Here is a 15042-nt window from a genome sequence, read left to right on the forward strand (position 1 = left end):
GGGTACGCCCGTGCGGTTCCCGCCCTGCGAGACGGGCAACCTTTGAGACCTGGGGTGCATTCCCGGGCCCGAGATTTCTTCGCCCCCGCCGCCCTTTCCCGTTCCCGTCCCTCGGGGGCGGCCCCCCCGAGGGACGGGACGGGTAAGGGCGCCGGGGCCGAGGGGAAAGCCCTACACCGCAGCCCCCTCCACCACCCGCGCCCGCAGCTCCGCCCGCTCCATCACATCCCGCAGATGCCGCTCCACCACCGGCAGCACCTCCCCCACCGTCACATCCCGCCCCACCTCGTTCGCGAGCGAAGTGACCCCCGCATCCCGGATCCCGCACGGGATGATCCGGTCGAACCACACGTTGTCCGGGTTCACGTTCAGCGAGAAGCCGTGCATCGTGACGCCCTTCGCCACCCGGATCCCGATCGCCGCCAGCTTCCGGTCCTCGCGGCGCTGCCCGGCGTTCGACGGCGCGTACTCGGGCCCGTTCAGCCGGGGATCGAACTCGTCGTCGTGCAACCGGGGATCGAGGTCCAGCGAGAGGCCCCCGAGCCCAGCGGCCCGCCGCTCGACCGGATCGCCCAGCACCCACACCCCACTGCGCCCCTCCACCCGCGAGGTCTCCACCCCGAACTCGGCGCACGTACGGATCAGCGCGTCCTCCAGCCGCCGTACATGCGCCACCACGTCCACCGGACGCGGGAGTTTCTGGATGGGGTAGCCGACCAACTGGCCCGGACCGTGCCAGGTGATCTTGCCGCCCCGGTCCACGTCGATGACCGGAGTGCCGTCGAGGGGCCGCTCGCTGGGGTCGGTGCGCCGGCCGGCCGTGTAGACCGGGTGGTGTTCGAGGAGCAGGCAGGTGTCGGGGATCTCGTCCGCGAAACGGGCCGCGTGCACCCGGCGCTGCTCGTCCCAGGCGGCCTGGTAGTCCACGTACTCGACGCCGTCGGCGCCGTCCGCACCGAAGCCCATTCGGACGAACCGCAACTCACCACTCACGGGGGCGCCTCCCAGGCTCTTTCAGTGGCGTCCTCGGCCACTGTGCGTCAGGCACGTAACGCGCCCAAGCCACTGTACGTCCGGTCGATCCCCGTCAGTCCGACGCCTGATTCTCACACGATCGGATGAATGTACGGCGGAATGTGCGATCGCCTGCTTACTCTCCGCTACATTCGCGCCGTTCACCAGGCCGAATAGGGCTGCTCACCAGCAATCCGGGCACATCCGAGGGCCCGAAGGCAGGAGACCGCACCGCAGATGACGGAACGACCCGCGCAGCGCACGCCCAATCGACAGCTCGCCGCGCTCATCGCAGAAGCGGGATTCTCCAACGCTGGTCTGGCCCGCCGGGTCGACCAGCTCGGTCTCGAACACGGTCTGGACCTGAGATACGACAAGACGTCGGTGACCCGCTGGCTGCGCGGGCAGCAGCCGCGCGGCACCACCCCCGCCCTCATCGCCGAGGTGTTCACCCGGCGCCTCGGCCGACGGCTCACCGCCCAGGACCTCGGGCTCGACGCCTGCGCGCCCGTCTACGCGGGGCTGGAGTTCGCGGCCACCCCCGAGGAGGCCGTCGACATCGTCAGCGGGCTGTGGCGCAAGGACTCCGGCAGCCACGCCGAACTGCGCAAGATCGCCTTCACCCCGGCCGGGCTCGTCGTGCCCAGCCGGGACTGGCTGATCGGGCGCCCCGACGACCGCGTCGGACGCGGTGACCAGCCCGTAGTACGGGTTCCCGTGCAGGGGCGGCCCGGCGTGCCCCGGCAGCGCGGGCAGGCCGAGCGCGGGCCCGGGCAGAAGGTCACCGGCGGCGACATCGCCGCGCTCCGCTCGGTCGGCGAGCTGTTCCGCACCCTCGACGACGCCTACGGCGGCGGCCACGCCCGGCAGGCCCTCGTCCGCTACCTCGAACACGAGGCCGAGCCCATGCTGCGCGGCACCTACGGCGAGCAGACGGGCCGCCGCCTGTTCGCGGCGGCCTCCGACCTCACCCGGCTCGCGGGCTGGACGTCGTACGACATCGCCGCGCACGGCCTCGCCCAGCGCTACTTCGTGCAGGCGCTGCGGCTGGCGCAGGCGGCGGCGGACCGGGCGTACGGCTCGTACGTGCTGGCCACCATGAGCCGGCAGGCCGTGTACCTCGGGCACGGGCGGGAGGCCGTGCAGCTTGCCCGGGTGGCCCAGCAGGGCGTCGGCACCAGCGCGCCGCCCGTCGTCCAGTCGCTGCTGCACGCCTGCGAGGCACGTGCCCACGGCGTGCTGGGCGAGGTCCGGGCCTGCACCGCCTCCCTCGTACGGGCCGAACGCGCCCTCGAAGCGTCCCGGCCCGGCGACGATGTCCCGCACTGGGCGCGCTTCTTCGACGAGGCACAGCTCGCCGACGAGTTCGGGCACTGCCACCGCGATCTCCAGCAGTTCCGCGCCGCCGCCCAGCACGCGGAACGCTCGCTCCAACTGCGCGCCCCCGCCTTCGCCCGCAGCAGGCTCTTCTGCCGTGTCGTGCTCGCCTCGGCCCGGCTGGGCCTCGGCGAGCTCGACCAGGCCTGCCTGCTGGGCGCGGAGGCGGCCGGCGCGGCGACGGAGATGCGCTCGGTGCGGGCGCTCGAATACGTACGCGACTTCGAGCGGCGCCTTGAGCCCTACAAGGACGCGGCACCGGTCAGGGGGTACCGCGACAAGGTCGCCGCGCTGGGCTAGCCGCCGCTGGGGGGTGCCGGGTGGTGTCGTCGGTCGGCTGCCGCGCCGTCGTGGCTGGTCGCGCAGTTCCCCGCGCCCCTTTGGGGCACGAGGAGTGAGCCGGTGTCGCTCACGCGGCCTTGGTTTCCCGCGCCCCTTTGGGGTACGGGGAGTGAGCCGGTGTCGCTCACGCGGCCTTGGTTTCCCGCGCCCCTTTGGGGTACGGGGAGTCAGCCGGTGTCGCTCACGCGGCCTTGGTTCTCCGCGCCCCTTTGGGGTACGGGGAGTGAGCCGGTGTCGCTCACGCGGCCTCGGCCGCTTCGGCCCCTTCCGCCGTCGGTGTCGTCGGCGGCGTCGCCCTCGTCCGCAGGGGTTCCGCCACGTGCATCGGGCCCGCGCCCAGGTCCGTCAGGATCGCGGACGCGGCCCGGTGCCCGGAGTGCAGGGCGCCCTGGACGGTGCTCGTGTCCCGGTGGTCGCCGCACACGTACAGCCCCGCCAGCAGCCGTACCGGGCGGCGCGGGTCGTGCGGCGGGCGCATCGCGGGCACCGCCTCGGCGGTGTGGTGCACGGCCAGCGTCTCCCAGCGCGCGGTCGACACCCCGTAGAGGCGGGCGAGGTGCTCCCGTACGGCCGTGTCCACATCCGGGGGAGGGGTGCCCAGGACCGTCGACGAGATCAGCGGGCGGCCTGCGGGGGAGCGCGTCGGGTCTACGCGGCTCACCACCGCCGTGTGCGCCACCGGGCCCCCGCGATCCGCGTCCAGGAGCAGGAACGCGCCGGTCGCGGGTGCCTCGTCGGCCGTGTGGTGGACGACGGTCACCGGGTGGAAGCCGGGTACGCGCAGACCGGGCAGCAGACCGGCGGCGGCGCGCGCGTCGGTCGCCACCAGGACGGCACGGCAGCGCAGTTCGCCGTGGTCGGCGGTGGTCACGAGGTTCGTGGCGATGGACGTGACCCGCACCCCGGTGTGCACCGTGCCGGGCGGCAGCGCCCGCGCGAGCAGCTCCGGCAGCGTCTCCGCGCCGCCCTCCGGAACGCACAGCCGGCCGTTCGCGAACGCCCGCAGGGTGAGATCCGCGCACCGGCTCGACGTGGTCAGCTCGGGGTCGCAGAGCAGCGCGGCGAGCAGCGGGCGCAGGAAGCCCTCGACCGTACGGGCGGGCAGGCCGCGGCCCGCCAGCGCGTGGGCGGCCGGCAGCTCGGGGCGGGTCAGCAGCCGCTGCACGGGAACCCCGGCGAGCCGGCTCAGGACCGTGCCCAGCCGGGCCTGGTCGACGGCGCCGCCGACCGCCCCGCCCACCGCCCCGCCGAGCTGCGCCGCGCCGCCGCGCGCCGCCGCCGACGGCTTCAGCCGGGGAGCCCCGGCCGTCCTCGTCTGCCTCGGGGCGCTCGCCAGGGCGCGCACAGCACCGAGTGCGCCCCGTGCGCCTCCGCCCCCCAGGGGGGTGCCCGCGCGATGGCGGCGTCCACCGCTGTGCACCAGGACACCCGGTGCGAAGGGTCGCAGGACGAGGTCGCCGAGGCCCGGGGTCAGCCGCAGTTCGGGGTACGACGTCGACAGGAGCTGTCCGATCCGGTCGAGCCGGAAACCGTCGACCTTCTCGGTCGCCATCCGGCCGCCGACGTAAGGGGCGGCCTCCAGGACCACGGTCGTTACTCCTGCGCTGGTCAGCCGATGAGCCGCCGAGAGTCCGGCGACCCCGGCCCCCACGATGACGACGTCCGCCTGGTACGCGGGCTCAAGCACGTGCCCTCCTCGATCGCGCTGACGCGGCCGGCCGGGGCGCCGATGCCTCCACAGGCGTACGGGATACCCCAACAGGCGTACGGGATAAGCGAGTTCGGATCGAGAGTAGGGCGGCGGGCGGCATGCGGAAGTCGCGCATGAACAGGGCACGGTCGCACACCGGTCGCATGCGCTCGCCCCCGGTCGTCCGGGGTGCCGTCAGGGGCGCGGACAGGGGTCAGGCGAGCGCCGCCCGGATCGCGTCGTCGATCTCCGGGAACGCGAACGTGAACCCGGACTCCAGCAGCCGCTTGGGCAGTACCCGCGCGCTTCCGAGCACGTCCCCGGACATCTCGCCCAGCACCACCCGCAGCACCGGTGCCGGCACCGCGAAGAGCGTCGGCCGACGCAGCACCCGGCCCATCGCGGCGGTGATCTCCCCGTTGGTGCGCGGCTGCGGCGCCGTCAGATTGAACGCCCCGGACAGCCCGTCGGTGTCGATGAGATGCCGGATCGCCGCCACCTCGTCGTGCAGCGCGATGAACGACCAGTACTGACCGCCGTCGCCCATCCGTCCGCCCAGACCCGCCCTGAACAGCGGAAACAGCTTTCCCCAGGCCCCGCCCCCACGCGCCACCACCAGCCCGGTGCGCACGAAGACCGTCCGTACGCCCGCCTCCTCGGCGGCGCCCGCGGCCCCCTCCCACTCCACGCACACCGAGGGCAGGAAGCCGTGCCCGGCGGGGGCGTCCTCGTCCACGGCCCGGTCGCCGGTCTCTCCGTAGTAGCCCATCGCGCTGCCGTTCACGAAGACCCTCGGCGGCTCGTCCAGCGAGGCGACGGTCTCGGCGAGCGTCCGCGTGCCCAGCACCCGGCTGTCGCGGATCGTCCGCTTGTACGAGTCCGTCCAGCGCCGGTCCCCGATCCCGGCCCCGGCCAGGTTCACCACGGCGGCACAGCCCACGAGCCCCGCCGTGTCGACCGTCCCTCCTTCGGGGTCCCACCGGACCTCGTCCTTGCTCCGGGGCGCATGCCGTACCAGACGGCGCACCTCGTGCCCGTCGGCGGTCAGGGACCGCACCAGGGCCGTACCGATGAGACCGGACGCACCGGCCACCGCGATTCGCGAACGCTCCATGCTCCCCATGCCCCCATCCTGCGCCACCGGACCGGGCCAGGGCCTGTTGTCATACCCCCGTTCTAGAGTGATCCCCATGCCGTTCGAGCCGCACCGACCACAACAGCCGTACGACCCACCGCAGTCGTACGACGGACACGGGGACGGACACGGACACGGGGACGTGGATGTGGACGTGGATGTGGATGTGGACCAGGATCCCGCTGCCGGTCATGAGCCGTTCGTGCGCCTCGCCCTGCCCGAGGACGACGAGACGCTCGGCGGACTCGACCGCGCCACCTGGTCCACCCTGCACGCCGTCACACCCCGGGCCAGACCGCCGTACCAGCCGTTCTTCACCGAGAACTCCGAACCGGGCGACCACCTGCTCGCCGTGACCGGGGACGGCCGGATCCTGGGCTACGTCAAGCTCGCCCGCCCCACCCCGCTCGCGTCGAACGCGCACGTCCGGCAGATACAGGGGCTCGCCGTCGCCACCGAGGCGCGCGGCACGGGTGTCGGGCGGCTGCTGATCCGGGCCGCCGTGGAAGAGGCCCGCCGCCGGGGAGCGCTGCGCCTGTCGCTGCGCGTCCTCGGGCACAACACCCCGGCCCGCAGGCTGTACGAGGCGGAGGGCTTCGTCGTCGAGGGCGTCCAGCCCGGGGAGTTCCTGCTGGACGGGGAGTACGTGGACGACGTACTCATGGGCCGCACCCTGTAGCCCTGCGCTCAGGTCGTGACCAGGTCGCCCGTGTCCACGGCGGCCGTCGAGGTCGCCGCGCGTCGGGCGTCGGCGGAGACCTCGTCCACCGTAAGGACGTAACCCGTCTCGTCGTCGGACGTGGAGCGGGCGAAGACCACGCCGAACACCTTGCCGTCGGTGGTGAGGAGCGGGCCGCCGGAGTTGCCGGGGCGGACGGTCGAGCGGATCGAGTAGATCTCGCGGGTCACCATCTCGCTGTTGTAGATGTTCTGGCCCCTCGCCCGCACCTTGTCGGCGACCGTGGCGGCCTGCAGATTCAGGTCGCCGTCCTGCGGATAGCCCGCGACCACCGCCGAGTCGCCCCGCTTCGCACTGGTGTCGAACCGCAGCACGGGGGCGCGCAGATCGGGCACGTACAGCACGGCCACGTCCCTCTCGGGGTCGAAGAAGACGACCCTGGCCTCGTACGCCGTCCCGACCCCGCCGATCCGCACGGTCGGGTTGTCGATGCCCGCCACCACATGGGCGTTGGTCATCACATGCCGGGGCGCGTACACGAAACCGCTGCCCTCGCGGCCCTGGTTGCCCGCCACGCCCTCGATCTTGACCGTGCTCAGCTTGGCCGCGTTCGTCGCGCTCGCCGTGACACTGTCCCCGGTGGGCTTGGCGACGCTTGTCGCCGGCTCGTTCTCGAAGGGGTTGAAGACCTGCGGGAAGCCCGCCTGGGTGAGCGCCGACGTGGCCCGGGAGAACCAGGTCGGGGTGGTCTCCGGCATCGCGTTCTGCACCGCGCCCAGCAGCGCCGAGTCCCGGATCGCCGTCGTGACCACCGGCGAGGACGAGGCGCCCAGGACGCTCGCGGCCACCCAGGCCACCACCAGCACGGCGATCGCGTTGGCCACCGCCCCGCCGAACCCGTCGGCCACCCGCAGCGGCCCCCGGTCCAGCTCGCGGCGCAACCGCACCGCGAACCTGCCCATCACCTCGTGACCCGCCACGGCCGGCACCAGCACCGTGAGCACGGCGGTCACCGTCGCCCCGGGCGTGCCCGCCGTCACCAGCTCCATGATCCACGGCAGCACCCACACCCCGATGGCCGCGCCGCCCACGAACCCGGCCAGAGAGACACAGCCCGCCACCAGCCCACGCCGGTAACCGGACGCCGCATAGCCGACGATCACCAGCAACAGCAGGATGTCGAGCAGGTCCACTCCCGGCCGCCTTTCTCCTGGACCTCTTGGTCCCCCGTACACGCACGTACACGCACTCGCATGCGGTAGTACGCGCGGGACGGGCCCGGTGATCAGTCCCCGGTCAGTCGCCGATCAGGCACCTGTGCGCGACAGGCGTCTGTGCCTGTGAAAACGCCCCGGGACGGGACGTTGGTTCCGCCAAGTGGCACACCACACATCGCGGACTGAACGGAACCGGACCACAGTGGGGCCCATGGGATCCAAGGGGTCCAGGGAGTCCGAGATCGACTCGCGTGTCCGCCGCCGTGTGCCGGTCGCCGCCCGCGTGGCGCTCGCCTGCCTGGCCGCGACCGCCGTCGCCGTCACTCTGGTCCTGTGCGTGGGCGGCCCCGACCGCACGCCCGTACGCCGCCGGGCACACCCCGTCGCGCACCGCCCGGTGGCCGTCACCCACCCGGCGGCCAAGCCGCGCATCGTGCCCCGTACGGCCTGGATCGCGGACGCCGAGATGAGCCAGCCGCCGCCCCGCTACGACGACCGGGTCGTCGCCGTGTTCATCCACCACACCGACTCGCCCAACGGCTACGACTGCGCCGACGCGCCCCGCATCCTCCGCTATCTGTACGCCGGCCAGGTCGGCTCCCGCGACTGGGACGACATCGGCTACAACTTCGTCGTCGACCGCTGCGGCACGATCTACGAGGGCCGAAAGGGAGGCGTCGACCGACCCGTCACCGGCGCCCACACCCAGGGCTTCAACCATCGCACCGCCGGTATCGCCGCCCTGGGCACCTTCACCGCGGGAGTGCCGGTGCCGCAGGCCATGACCGACGCGATCGCCGCCCTCGCCGCCTGGAAACTCGGCCTCTCGGACACCGACCCGCGCGGCACCGCCCGCCTGGTCTCCAGCAACTCCCTCAGCCGCTTCAGGTCCGGCACGACCGTCACCCTGCCCGCCCTGGCGGGCCACAACGCCGGTTACATGACGAGCTGCCCGGGCGCCGCGCTCACGGCCCGCCTCCCGGCGATCAGAGAGGCAGCGGCACGGCTCCAGGGCCGCCGCTGAGCCGAAGGGGCCGCGCGGAGAGGGGCGGGACGGGACAGGACGGAACGGAACGGAACGGAACGGAACGGGCTGACGGAGACTGCCTGCCAAGCGCTCAAGAGCCTGACCGCTCAAGCGCTCAAGCGCTCAAGCGCTCAAGCGCTCAGGCCCCCTTGAACCGCTGCCAGAGCTTGGGATACCGGTCGGCGAGCGCCCCTTCGTCCGCCAGGGCGATGGGCGTCCCCTCGGGCTCGGCGGGCGCGGGCGGGATCCCCAGATCCGGGGCGACGGTACCGGTGAGCTGCTCGTACGCCTCGTCGGCCGCGTAGCCCAACTCCTCGCCGTCCCCGTCGATCTCCGGGTCGAAGTCGTCCAGGAGATCGGCGAGCGAGTCGGGGTCGCCGTGCAGGGCGCCCTCGAAGACGTCGCGGCCCTGGCCGATCAGCCAGCACCGGAAGAAGTCGAAGGCGTCGTCCTCGGCACCGTCGAGCAGTACTTGGGCGGCGCCCCACAGATCCCAGCGGTAGGCCCGGTTGTAGCGGGCCTCGAAATGCCGGGCGAAGTCGAGCACCGAGTCGGGGTCGAGCTGGAGCAACCGGTCGACCAGCAGGTCGGCCTGGTCCTCGGGGTCTCCTTCGGCGGCCTCGCGGGTCGCGTCCACGAGCTTCCAGAACTCCGTCTCGTCCATCACGGGTCCAGCATCGTGCCTGGAGGTGCGGGACGCACGTGGGGATACGCGGAATGTTATGGGGTGTACAGGGCCGCCAGCCGCCGCGCGTCCCGCGCGAACCGTTCCCGCAGTTCCGGCGGCGCCAGCACCTCCGCCTCCGGCCCGAGCGCCGCGAGCTGCGTATGGGCGACCTCCGCCGACTCCACGGCGAGCGTCACGGTGACCCGGCCCCGCTCGTCGGGCTCACCGCCGGCCGACAGCGCGTCCCGCGCGGACACGGGATCGACGGCGTACGGCAGCCTGCGCACCCCATCCGCCGAAAGCCGTACGACGACCTCGGCCCGCAGGATCGACCGCGCGAACTGCTCGGCCCGCTCCTCCCAGAAGGCGGGCAGATCGAAGGCGTCGTCCCTGACGAAGTGTTCGTCCAGGATCCGCACGGAGGTGAACCGGTCGACCCGGTACACCCGGAAGGGCCCGGAACCGCCGGAGGGTTCCGGCACCCGGGCGCACAGGTACCAGACACCCGCTTTGAGGACGAGCCCGTACGGCTCCAGGGTGCGCTCCACCTGGGTGTCCCCGCGCAGGTAAAGGGCCACGGCGGGCCGGTCGTCCCACACGGCCTCCGCGACGACGGTCAGCGCCTCGGGTGTCGGGGGCTCACTGAACCAGGCGGGCGCGTCCAGATGAAAACGCTGGGCGGCTGTCCGAGGGGCGTCGCGGAGAGAGGGCATCAGCGCGGCGGACACCTTGAGACGGGCCGCCGAGGCGTTGTCCTCAAGCCCCATCTCGCGCAGGGCACCGGGCACTCCACTGAGGAACAACGCCTCGGCCTCGCCACGCGCCAGTCCGGTGAGCCGGGTCCGGTACCCGCCGACCAGCCGGTATCCACCGGCCCGCCCCCGGTCGGCGTACACGGGCACACCCGCCTCGGACAGGGCCTGCGCGTCCCGGGTGACGGTCCGCTCGGACACCTCCAGCTCCCGGGCCAGCTCGCCGGCGGTCATGGAGGGCCGCCCCTGAAGCAGCAGCACCATTTTGATGAGACGGGCAGCACGCATGGGTTCATGATGCGCATGCGGACCTTCCCGGAATGCCCGAATGCCGGGTGCCGTCGAGAGATTCGACAGCACCCGGCATTCGGGCTGGAAACGGGTGGGTGGGGTGAAACCCTTACAGGCCGTACCGCTCCCGTGCTTCCTTCACCGACGTGGCCTTTACCTCGCCCCGCCGCGCCAACTGCGCCAGCGCCGCCACGACGATCGACTGCGCGTCGACCCCGAAGTACCGGCGCGCGGCGTCCCTCGTGTCCGACAGGCCGAAGCCGTCCGCGCCGAGCGACGAGTAGTCCTGCTCGACCCACTGCGCGATCTGGTCGGGGACCTGACGCATGTAGTCCGACACCGCCAGCACCGGGCCCTCGGCACCCTGGAGCGCCTGGCGGACGTACGGCACCCGCTCCTCGCCGCGGAGGAGTGCCGCGTCGGCGTCGAGCGCGTCACGGCGCAGTTCCGTCCAGGACGTCGCCGACCACACGTCGGCGGCCACGCCCCACTCCTCGGCGAGCAGTCGCTGCGCCTCAAGCGTCCAGTGGATCGCCGTACCGGAGCCGAGGAGCTGGATGCGCGGGGCGTTCGCGGCCGGGGACAGGCCCGCCGACTCCGCCGTGTTGAAGCGGTACAGGCCCTTGACGATGCCCTCGTCGATCCCGGCCGCCGACGGCTTCGCCGGCTGGGGGATCGGCTCGTTGTACACCGTCAGGTAGTAGAAGACGTTCGGGTCCTCGCCGGGCGCAGCTTCGCCGTACATACGGCGCAGACCGTCCTTGACGATCACCGCCACCTCGTACGCGAACGCCGGGTCGTACGAGAGCGCGGCCGGGTTCGTCGCGGCGATCACCGGGGAGTGGCCGTCCGCGTGCTGGAGGCCCTCGCCCGTCAGCGTCGTACGGCCCGCCGTCGCGCCGACCAGGAAGCCGCGGCCGAGCTGGTCGCCGAGCTGCCACATCTGGTCGGCCGTGCGCTGCCAGCCGAACATCGAGTAGAAGATGTAGAACGGGATCATCGCTTCGCCGTGCGTCGAGTACGACGTGGACGCGGCGATGAAGTCCGCCATGGAACCGGCCTCGGTGATCCCCTCGTTGAGGATCTGGCCGTCCTTGGCCTCCTTGTAGTACATGAGCTGGTCGCGGTCGACCGGCTCGTACGTCTGGCCCTTGGGGGAGTAGATCCCGAGGGAGGGGAAGAGGGATTCCATGCCGAAGGTGCGGGCCTCGTCGGGCACGATCGGCACCCAGCGCTTGCCCGTCTCCTTGTCGCGGACCAGGTCCTTGACCAGTCGTACGAAGGCCATCGTCGTGGCGATGTTCTGCGAGCCCGAGCCCTTGTCGAACGACGTGAACGTCTTGTCGGCGGGGGCGGGGAGTGCGGGCAGCGGCTGTGTGCGGCGGGCCGGGGCCGGGCCGCCCAGGGCCGCGCGGCGCTCCTGGAGGTAGCGGACCTCGGGGGAGTCGGCGCCCGGGTGGCCGTAGGGGACCACGCCGTCCACGAACTGCGCGTCGGAGATGGGGAGTTCGAGCAGGTCACGCATCTGCTTGAACTCGTCCGTGCTCAGCTTCTTCATCTGGTGGTTGGCGTTCTTCGACGCGAAGCCCTCGCCCAGGGTGAAGCCCTTGACCGTCTGGGCCAGGATCACCGTCGGCGCGCCCTTGTGCGCGAGCGCCGCCTTGTAGGCCGCGTACACCTTGCGCGACTCGTGACCACCGCGCGAGAGGTGGAAACACTCGATGATCTTGTCGTCGCTCAGCAGCTTCGCCATCTCGGCGAGCGCCGGGTCCTTGCCGAAGAAGTCGGCGCGGATGTAGGCGGCGTCACGCGTCTGGTACGTCTGCACCTGAGCGTCCGGCACCTCGCGCAGACGGCGTACGAGCGCGCCCGTCGTGTCGAGCTGGAACAGCTCGTCCCAGGCCGTGCCCCAGAGGGTCTTGACGACGTTCCAGCCCGCGCCCCGGAACTGCGCCTCCAGCTCCTGCACGATCTTGAAGTTCGCGCGGACCGGCCCGTCGAGCCGCTGGAGGTTGCAGTTGATGACGAAGGTCAGGTTGTCCAGGCCCTCGCGGGAGGCGAGCGCGAGTGCCGCCGTCGACTCGGGCTCGTCCATCTCGCCGTCACCGAGGAACGCCCACACGTGGGACGCCGAGACGTCCTTGATGTTGCGGTTGGTGAGGTAGCGGTTGAAGCGGGCCTGGTAGATCGCCGACAGCGGGCCGAGGCCCATCGACACCGTCGGGAACTCCCACAGCCAGGGCAGCCGGCGCGGGTGCGGGTACGACGGGATGCCGTTGCCGCCCGACTCGCGGCGGAAGTTGTCGAGGTGGCCCTCGTTCAGCCGGCCGTCGAGGAAGGCGCGGGCGTAGATGCCGGGAGAGGCGTGGCCCTGGATGTAGAGCTGGTCACCGGAGCCGGGGGCCTCCTGCGACTCCTTGCCCTTGAAGAAGTGGTTGAAGCCGGTCTCGTACAGCCAGGCGGCAGAGGCGAAGGTGGCGATGTGGCCGCCGACGCCGTACTTGCTGCCCCGCGTCACCATGGCCGCCGCGTTCCAGCGGTTCCAGGCGGCGATCCGGTGTTCCATCGCCTCGTCGCCGTCCACCACGGGCTCGGCGGCCGTGGGGATGGTGTTGACGTAGTCCGTCTCCAGGAGCTTGGGCAGCGAGATGCCGTTGCCCTCGGCGCGCTCCAGTGTGCGGCGCATCAGATACGCGGCACGGTGCGGCCCGGCCGCCTTGGTGACCGCGTCCAGGGAGGCCTGCCATTCGGCGGTCTCCTCGGGGTCGCGGTCGAAGAGCTGGTCGAGCTCGCTCGGCTGGATGGCCTGGGGGTCGGTCATGTCGCCGCCTTCCTCAGTCGAAGGGGGTTCCCTCGTCGGTAAGGGTTCGGGGTGCCCTTGGTCTTTGGCAGGACAGGGCTGTGGGTCCGTGGCGGCGCCGGTCTGTGGCTCCGCCCTCGGACCCGTCGGCGACTCTAACTCGCTGATCGATGATCGATCAAAGGGTTGAAGGGCAAAACCTCTCGATTGAGAGAAAGTAGGCACGGGGTGCCTTTCGGGCGGGCACGCGGTGCCGCGTTTTTTCGCGTTTCCGCAGGTGAGCGGCTAAAGGCTCGCTTGTGCCGGACCGGCTCGGATGTGCCAGGTGACCTGCGTCAGGGGCGCGGGGCGCAGCCCAGTACGTGGGCCTTCACCAGGTCGGCGATCCGGGGATCCCGGCGGCGGAACGCGGCGACCAGTTCCTCGTGCTCCTCCGCGTACGACTGCTGGACCGTCCCGAGCCAGCGGATCGACAGGGCCGTGAACACCTCGATGCCGAGCCCCTCCCAGGTGTGCAGCAGCACCGAGTTCCCGGCCGCGCGCACCAGCTCGCGGTGGAACCCGACCGTGTGCCTGACCTGGCCGGTTCCGTCGGAGGCGCGGTCGGCGTCGTAGAGGGCGGCGACGTGCGGTTCCAGGGCCGAGCAGTCGTCCGCCAGCCGCTCCGCCGCCAGCTCCGCCGCGATGGCCTCCAGACCGGCCCGGACGGGGTAGCTCTCCTCCAGATCGGCGGCCGTCAGATTCCGTACGCGTACGCCCTTGTTGGGGGCCGACTCGATCAGCCGCAGCGACTCCAGCTCGCGCAGCGCCTCCCGTACGGGGGTCTGGCTGACCTCCAGCTCCGTCGCGATCCGGCGCTCGACGATCCGCTCGCCCGGCTTCCAGCGCCCGCTGACGATCCCCTCCACGATGTGCTCGCGGATCTGCTCGCGCAGCGAGTGGACGACGGGCGCGGTCATGAGGGCTCCTTGAGAGGGGGGCTTCGGCCCCAGGGGCGCTGACCTATAGACAATACGGCCGCTTACCTGCCCAGAGGGGTTCCGGGCGGGGGTGCGGCAGAACGTGAGACGAGCGTTACAGACCGGACAGGGCTCCCGCCGCAGCGCCTGCGGAGCCGGTACGCCGTACGTACGACGGTGCCCCGCCCGGAGAACTCCGGACGGGGCACCGACACTTGCACACCTGCGGCCCAGGGGCCGACGGCTGCTTACAGGCCGAGCTCGACCTCGAACTCGCCGGCCTCGAGGATCGCCTTGACGGCCGTCAGGTAACGGGCCGCGTCGGCGCCGTCGACCAGACGGTGGTCGTAGGACAGGGTCAGGTACGTCATGTCGCGTACGCCGATGACCGTGCCCTCCTCCGTCTCGATGACCGCCGGGCGCTTGACCGTCGCGCCGATGCCCAGGATCGCGACCTGGTTCGGCGGCACGATGATCGTGTCGAAGAGCGCGCCGCGCGAGCCCGTGTTGGAGATGGTGAAGGTCGCGCCGGACAGCTCGTCCGGGGTGATCTTGTTGGCCCTGACCTTGCCCGCGAGCTCGGCCGTCGCCTTGGAGATACCGGCGATGTTGAGGTCGCCCGCGTGCTTGATGACCGGGGTCATCAGGCCCTTCTCGGAGTCCACCGCGATACCGATGTTCTCGGAGTCGAAGTAGGTGATCGTGCCCTCGGCCTCGTTGATCCGGGCGTTGATGACCGGGTAGGCCTTCAGTGCCTGGGCCGCCGCCTTCACGAAGAACGGCATCGGGGAGAGCTTGACGCCCTCACGGGCCGCGAAGGAGTCCTTCGCCTGCGCGCGGAGCTTCATCAGGCGGGTGATGTCGACCTCGACGACCGAGGACAGCTGCGCCTGGTCGCGCAGCGCCTTGACCATGTTGTCGCCGATGACCTTGCGGATGCGGGTCATCTTGACCGTCTGGCCACGCAGCGGCGAGACCTCCAGGACGGGGGTCTTGCGCGCGGCGGAGGCGGCCGGAGCGGCAGCCGGGGCGGCAGCGGCGGCGGGCGCCGGAGCAGCCGCGGCGGCCTTCGCGGCCTCGGCGGCGGCCAGG

At 71.9% G+C, this 15042-nt stretch carries 12 protein-coding genes; 3 read left to right on the top strand and 9 right to left on the bottom strand.

Translation table 11 applies throughout. The features are described from left to right. Positions 1 to 171 precede the first annotated feature (171 nt). Positions 172 to 966, bottom strand: coding sequence for a lipoyl(octanoyl) transferase LipB (gene lipB, locus AOK08_RS02410; RefSeq protein ID WP_055523152.1), 795 nt, complete (start codon positions 964 to 966; stop codon positions 172 to 174). Between the two features lie 285 nt (positions 967 to 1251). On the opposite strand from lipB, the gene AOK08_RS02415 reads away from it, so the two are divergent. Further along, entirely contained in the window at positions 1252 to 2691 is a 1440-nt protein-coding gene (locus tag AOK08_RS02415) for an NsdA family TPR-like regulatory protein (protein ID WP_055523154.1), read from the top strand. 280 nt (positions 2692 to 2971) lie between these two features. Here the strand turns inward: AOK08_RS02415 and AOK08_RS02420 are convergent, their stop codons facing one another. Both AOK08_RS02420 and AOK08_RS02425 read right to left on the bottom strand, forming a co-directional pair. Beyond that, positions 2972 to 4420 carry an NAD(P)/FAD-dependent oxidoreductase gene (locus AOK08_RS02420; protein WP_055523156.1) on the bottom strand — a complete coding sequence of 483 codons (1449 nt, stop codon included), beginning with the start codon at positions 4418 to 4420 and terminating at the stop codon, positions 2972 to 2974. A gap of 217 nt (positions 4421 to 4637) precedes the next feature. Beyond that, positions 4638 to 5537 carry a TIGR01777 family oxidoreductase gene (locus tag AOK08_RS02425; RefSeq protein ID WP_198539081.1) on the bottom strand — a complete coding sequence of 300 codons (900 nt, stop codon included), beginning with the start codon at positions 5535 to 5537 and terminating at the stop codon, positions 4638 to 4640. A gap of 223 nt (positions 5538 to 5760) precedes the next feature. On the opposite strand from AOK08_RS02425, the gene AOK08_RS02430 reads away from it, so the two are divergent. Next, a complete protein-coding gene (locus AOK08_RS02430) occupies positions 5761 to 6237 on the top strand; it encodes a GNAT family N-acetyltransferase (protein ID WP_422125716.1) in 477 nt (158 codons plus the stop codon). 8 nt (positions 6238 to 6245) lie between these two features. Here AOK08_RS02430 and AOK08_RS02435 read toward each other — a convergent pair whose 3' ends face one another. Further along, positions 6246 to 7430 (bottom strand): MarP family serine protease, encoded by a 1185-nt coding sequence (locus AOK08_RS02435; RefSeq protein ID WP_055523158.1) that lies wholly within the window; start codon positions 7428 to 7430, stop codon positions 6246 to 6248. 235 nt (positions 7431 to 7665) lie between these two features. On the opposite strand from AOK08_RS02435, the gene AOK08_RS02440 reads away from it, so the two are divergent. After that, positions 7666 to 8478: a peptidoglycan recognition protein family protein gene (locus AOK08_RS02440; RefSeq protein WP_079053776.1), complete on the top strand. Its 813-nt coding sequence runs from the start codon at positions 7666 to 7668 to the stop codon at positions 8476 to 8478. A gap of 142 nt (positions 8479 to 8620) precedes the next feature. Here the strand turns inward: AOK08_RS02440 and AOK08_RS02445 are convergent, their stop codons facing one another. From AOK08_RS02445 to AOK08_RS02465, 5 genes are all read right to left on the bottom strand, one after another. Then, on the bottom strand, positions 8621 to 9145 hold the full coding sequence (locus AOK08_RS02445; RefSeq protein ID WP_055523160.1) for a DUF4240 domain-containing protein: 525 nt from the start codon (positions 9143 to 9145) through the stop codon (positions 8621 to 8623). A gap of 56 nt (positions 9146 to 9201) precedes the next feature. Next, the gene (locus AOK08_RS02450) at positions 9202 to 10188 is read right to left on the bottom strand and encodes a helix-turn-helix transcriptional regulator (RefSeq protein ID WP_055523162.1); all 987 of its coding nucleotides are present in this window, start codon (positions 10186 to 10188) and stop codon (positions 9202 to 9204) included. A 112-nt stretch (positions 10189 to 10300) separates the two neighbouring features. Further along, the gene (aceE, locus tag AOK08_RS02455; protein WP_055523164.1) at positions 10301 to 13012 is read right to left on the bottom strand and encodes a pyruvate dehydrogenase (acetyl-transferring), homodimeric type; all 2712 of its coding nucleotides are present in this window, start codon (positions 13010 to 13012) and stop codon (positions 10301 to 10303) included. Between the two features lie 314 nt (positions 13013 to 13326). After that, on the bottom strand, positions 13327 to 13950 hold the full coding sequence (locus tag AOK08_RS02460) for a GntR family transcriptional regulator (RefSeq protein ID WP_055523165.1): 624 nt from the start codon (positions 13948 to 13950) through the stop codon (positions 13327 to 13329). Between the two features lie 248 nt (positions 13951 to 14198). Further along, on the bottom strand, positions 14199 to 15042 hold an 844-nt coding region (locus AOK08_RS02465), incomplete at its 5' end, for a 2-oxo acid dehydrogenase subunit E2 (RefSeq protein ID WP_198539082.1).

This window comes from Streptomyces graminilatus (assembly GCF_001418565.1).
GTDB classification, from domain to species: domain Bacteria; phylum Actinomycetota; class Actinomycetes; order Streptomycetales; family Streptomycetaceae; genus Streptomyces; species Streptomyces graminilatus.

Excerpts from the sequence above, each read along its gene's own strand:
- AOK08_RS02425 (WP_198539081.1), bottom strand. The coding sequence starts at position 5,537 with ATGGAGCGTTCGCGAATCGCGGTGGCCGGTGCGTCCGGTCTCATCGGT.
- AOK08_RS02460 (WP_055523165.1), bottom strand. The coding sequence starts at position 13,950 with ATGACCGCGCCCGTCGTCCACTCGCTGCGCGAGCAGATCCGCGAGCAC.
- AOK08_RS02445 (WP_055523160.1), bottom strand. The coding sequence starts at position 9,145 with ATGGACGAGACGGAGTTCTGGAAGCTCGTGGACGCGACCCGCGAGGCC.
- AOK08_RS02440 (WP_079053776.1), top strand. The coding sequence starts at position 7,666 with ATGGGATCCAAGGGGTCCAGGGAGTCCGAGATCGACTCGCGTGTCCGC.
- aceE (WP_055523164.1), bottom strand. The coding sequence starts at position 13,012 with ATGACCGACCCCCAGGCCATCCAGCCGAGCGAGCTCGACCAGCTCTTC.
- AOK08_RS02415 (WP_055523154.1), top strand. The coding sequence starts at position 1,252 with ATGACGGAACGACCCGCGCAGCGCACGCCCAATCGACAGCTCGCCGCG.
- AOK08_RS02450 (WP_055523162.1), bottom strand. The coding sequence starts at position 10,188 with ATGCGTGCTGCCCGTCTCATCAAAATGGTGCTGCTGCTTCAGGGGCGG.
- lipB (WP_055523152.1), bottom strand. The coding sequence starts at position 966 with ATGGGCTTCGGTGCGGACGGCGCCGACGGCGTCGAGTACGTGGACTAC.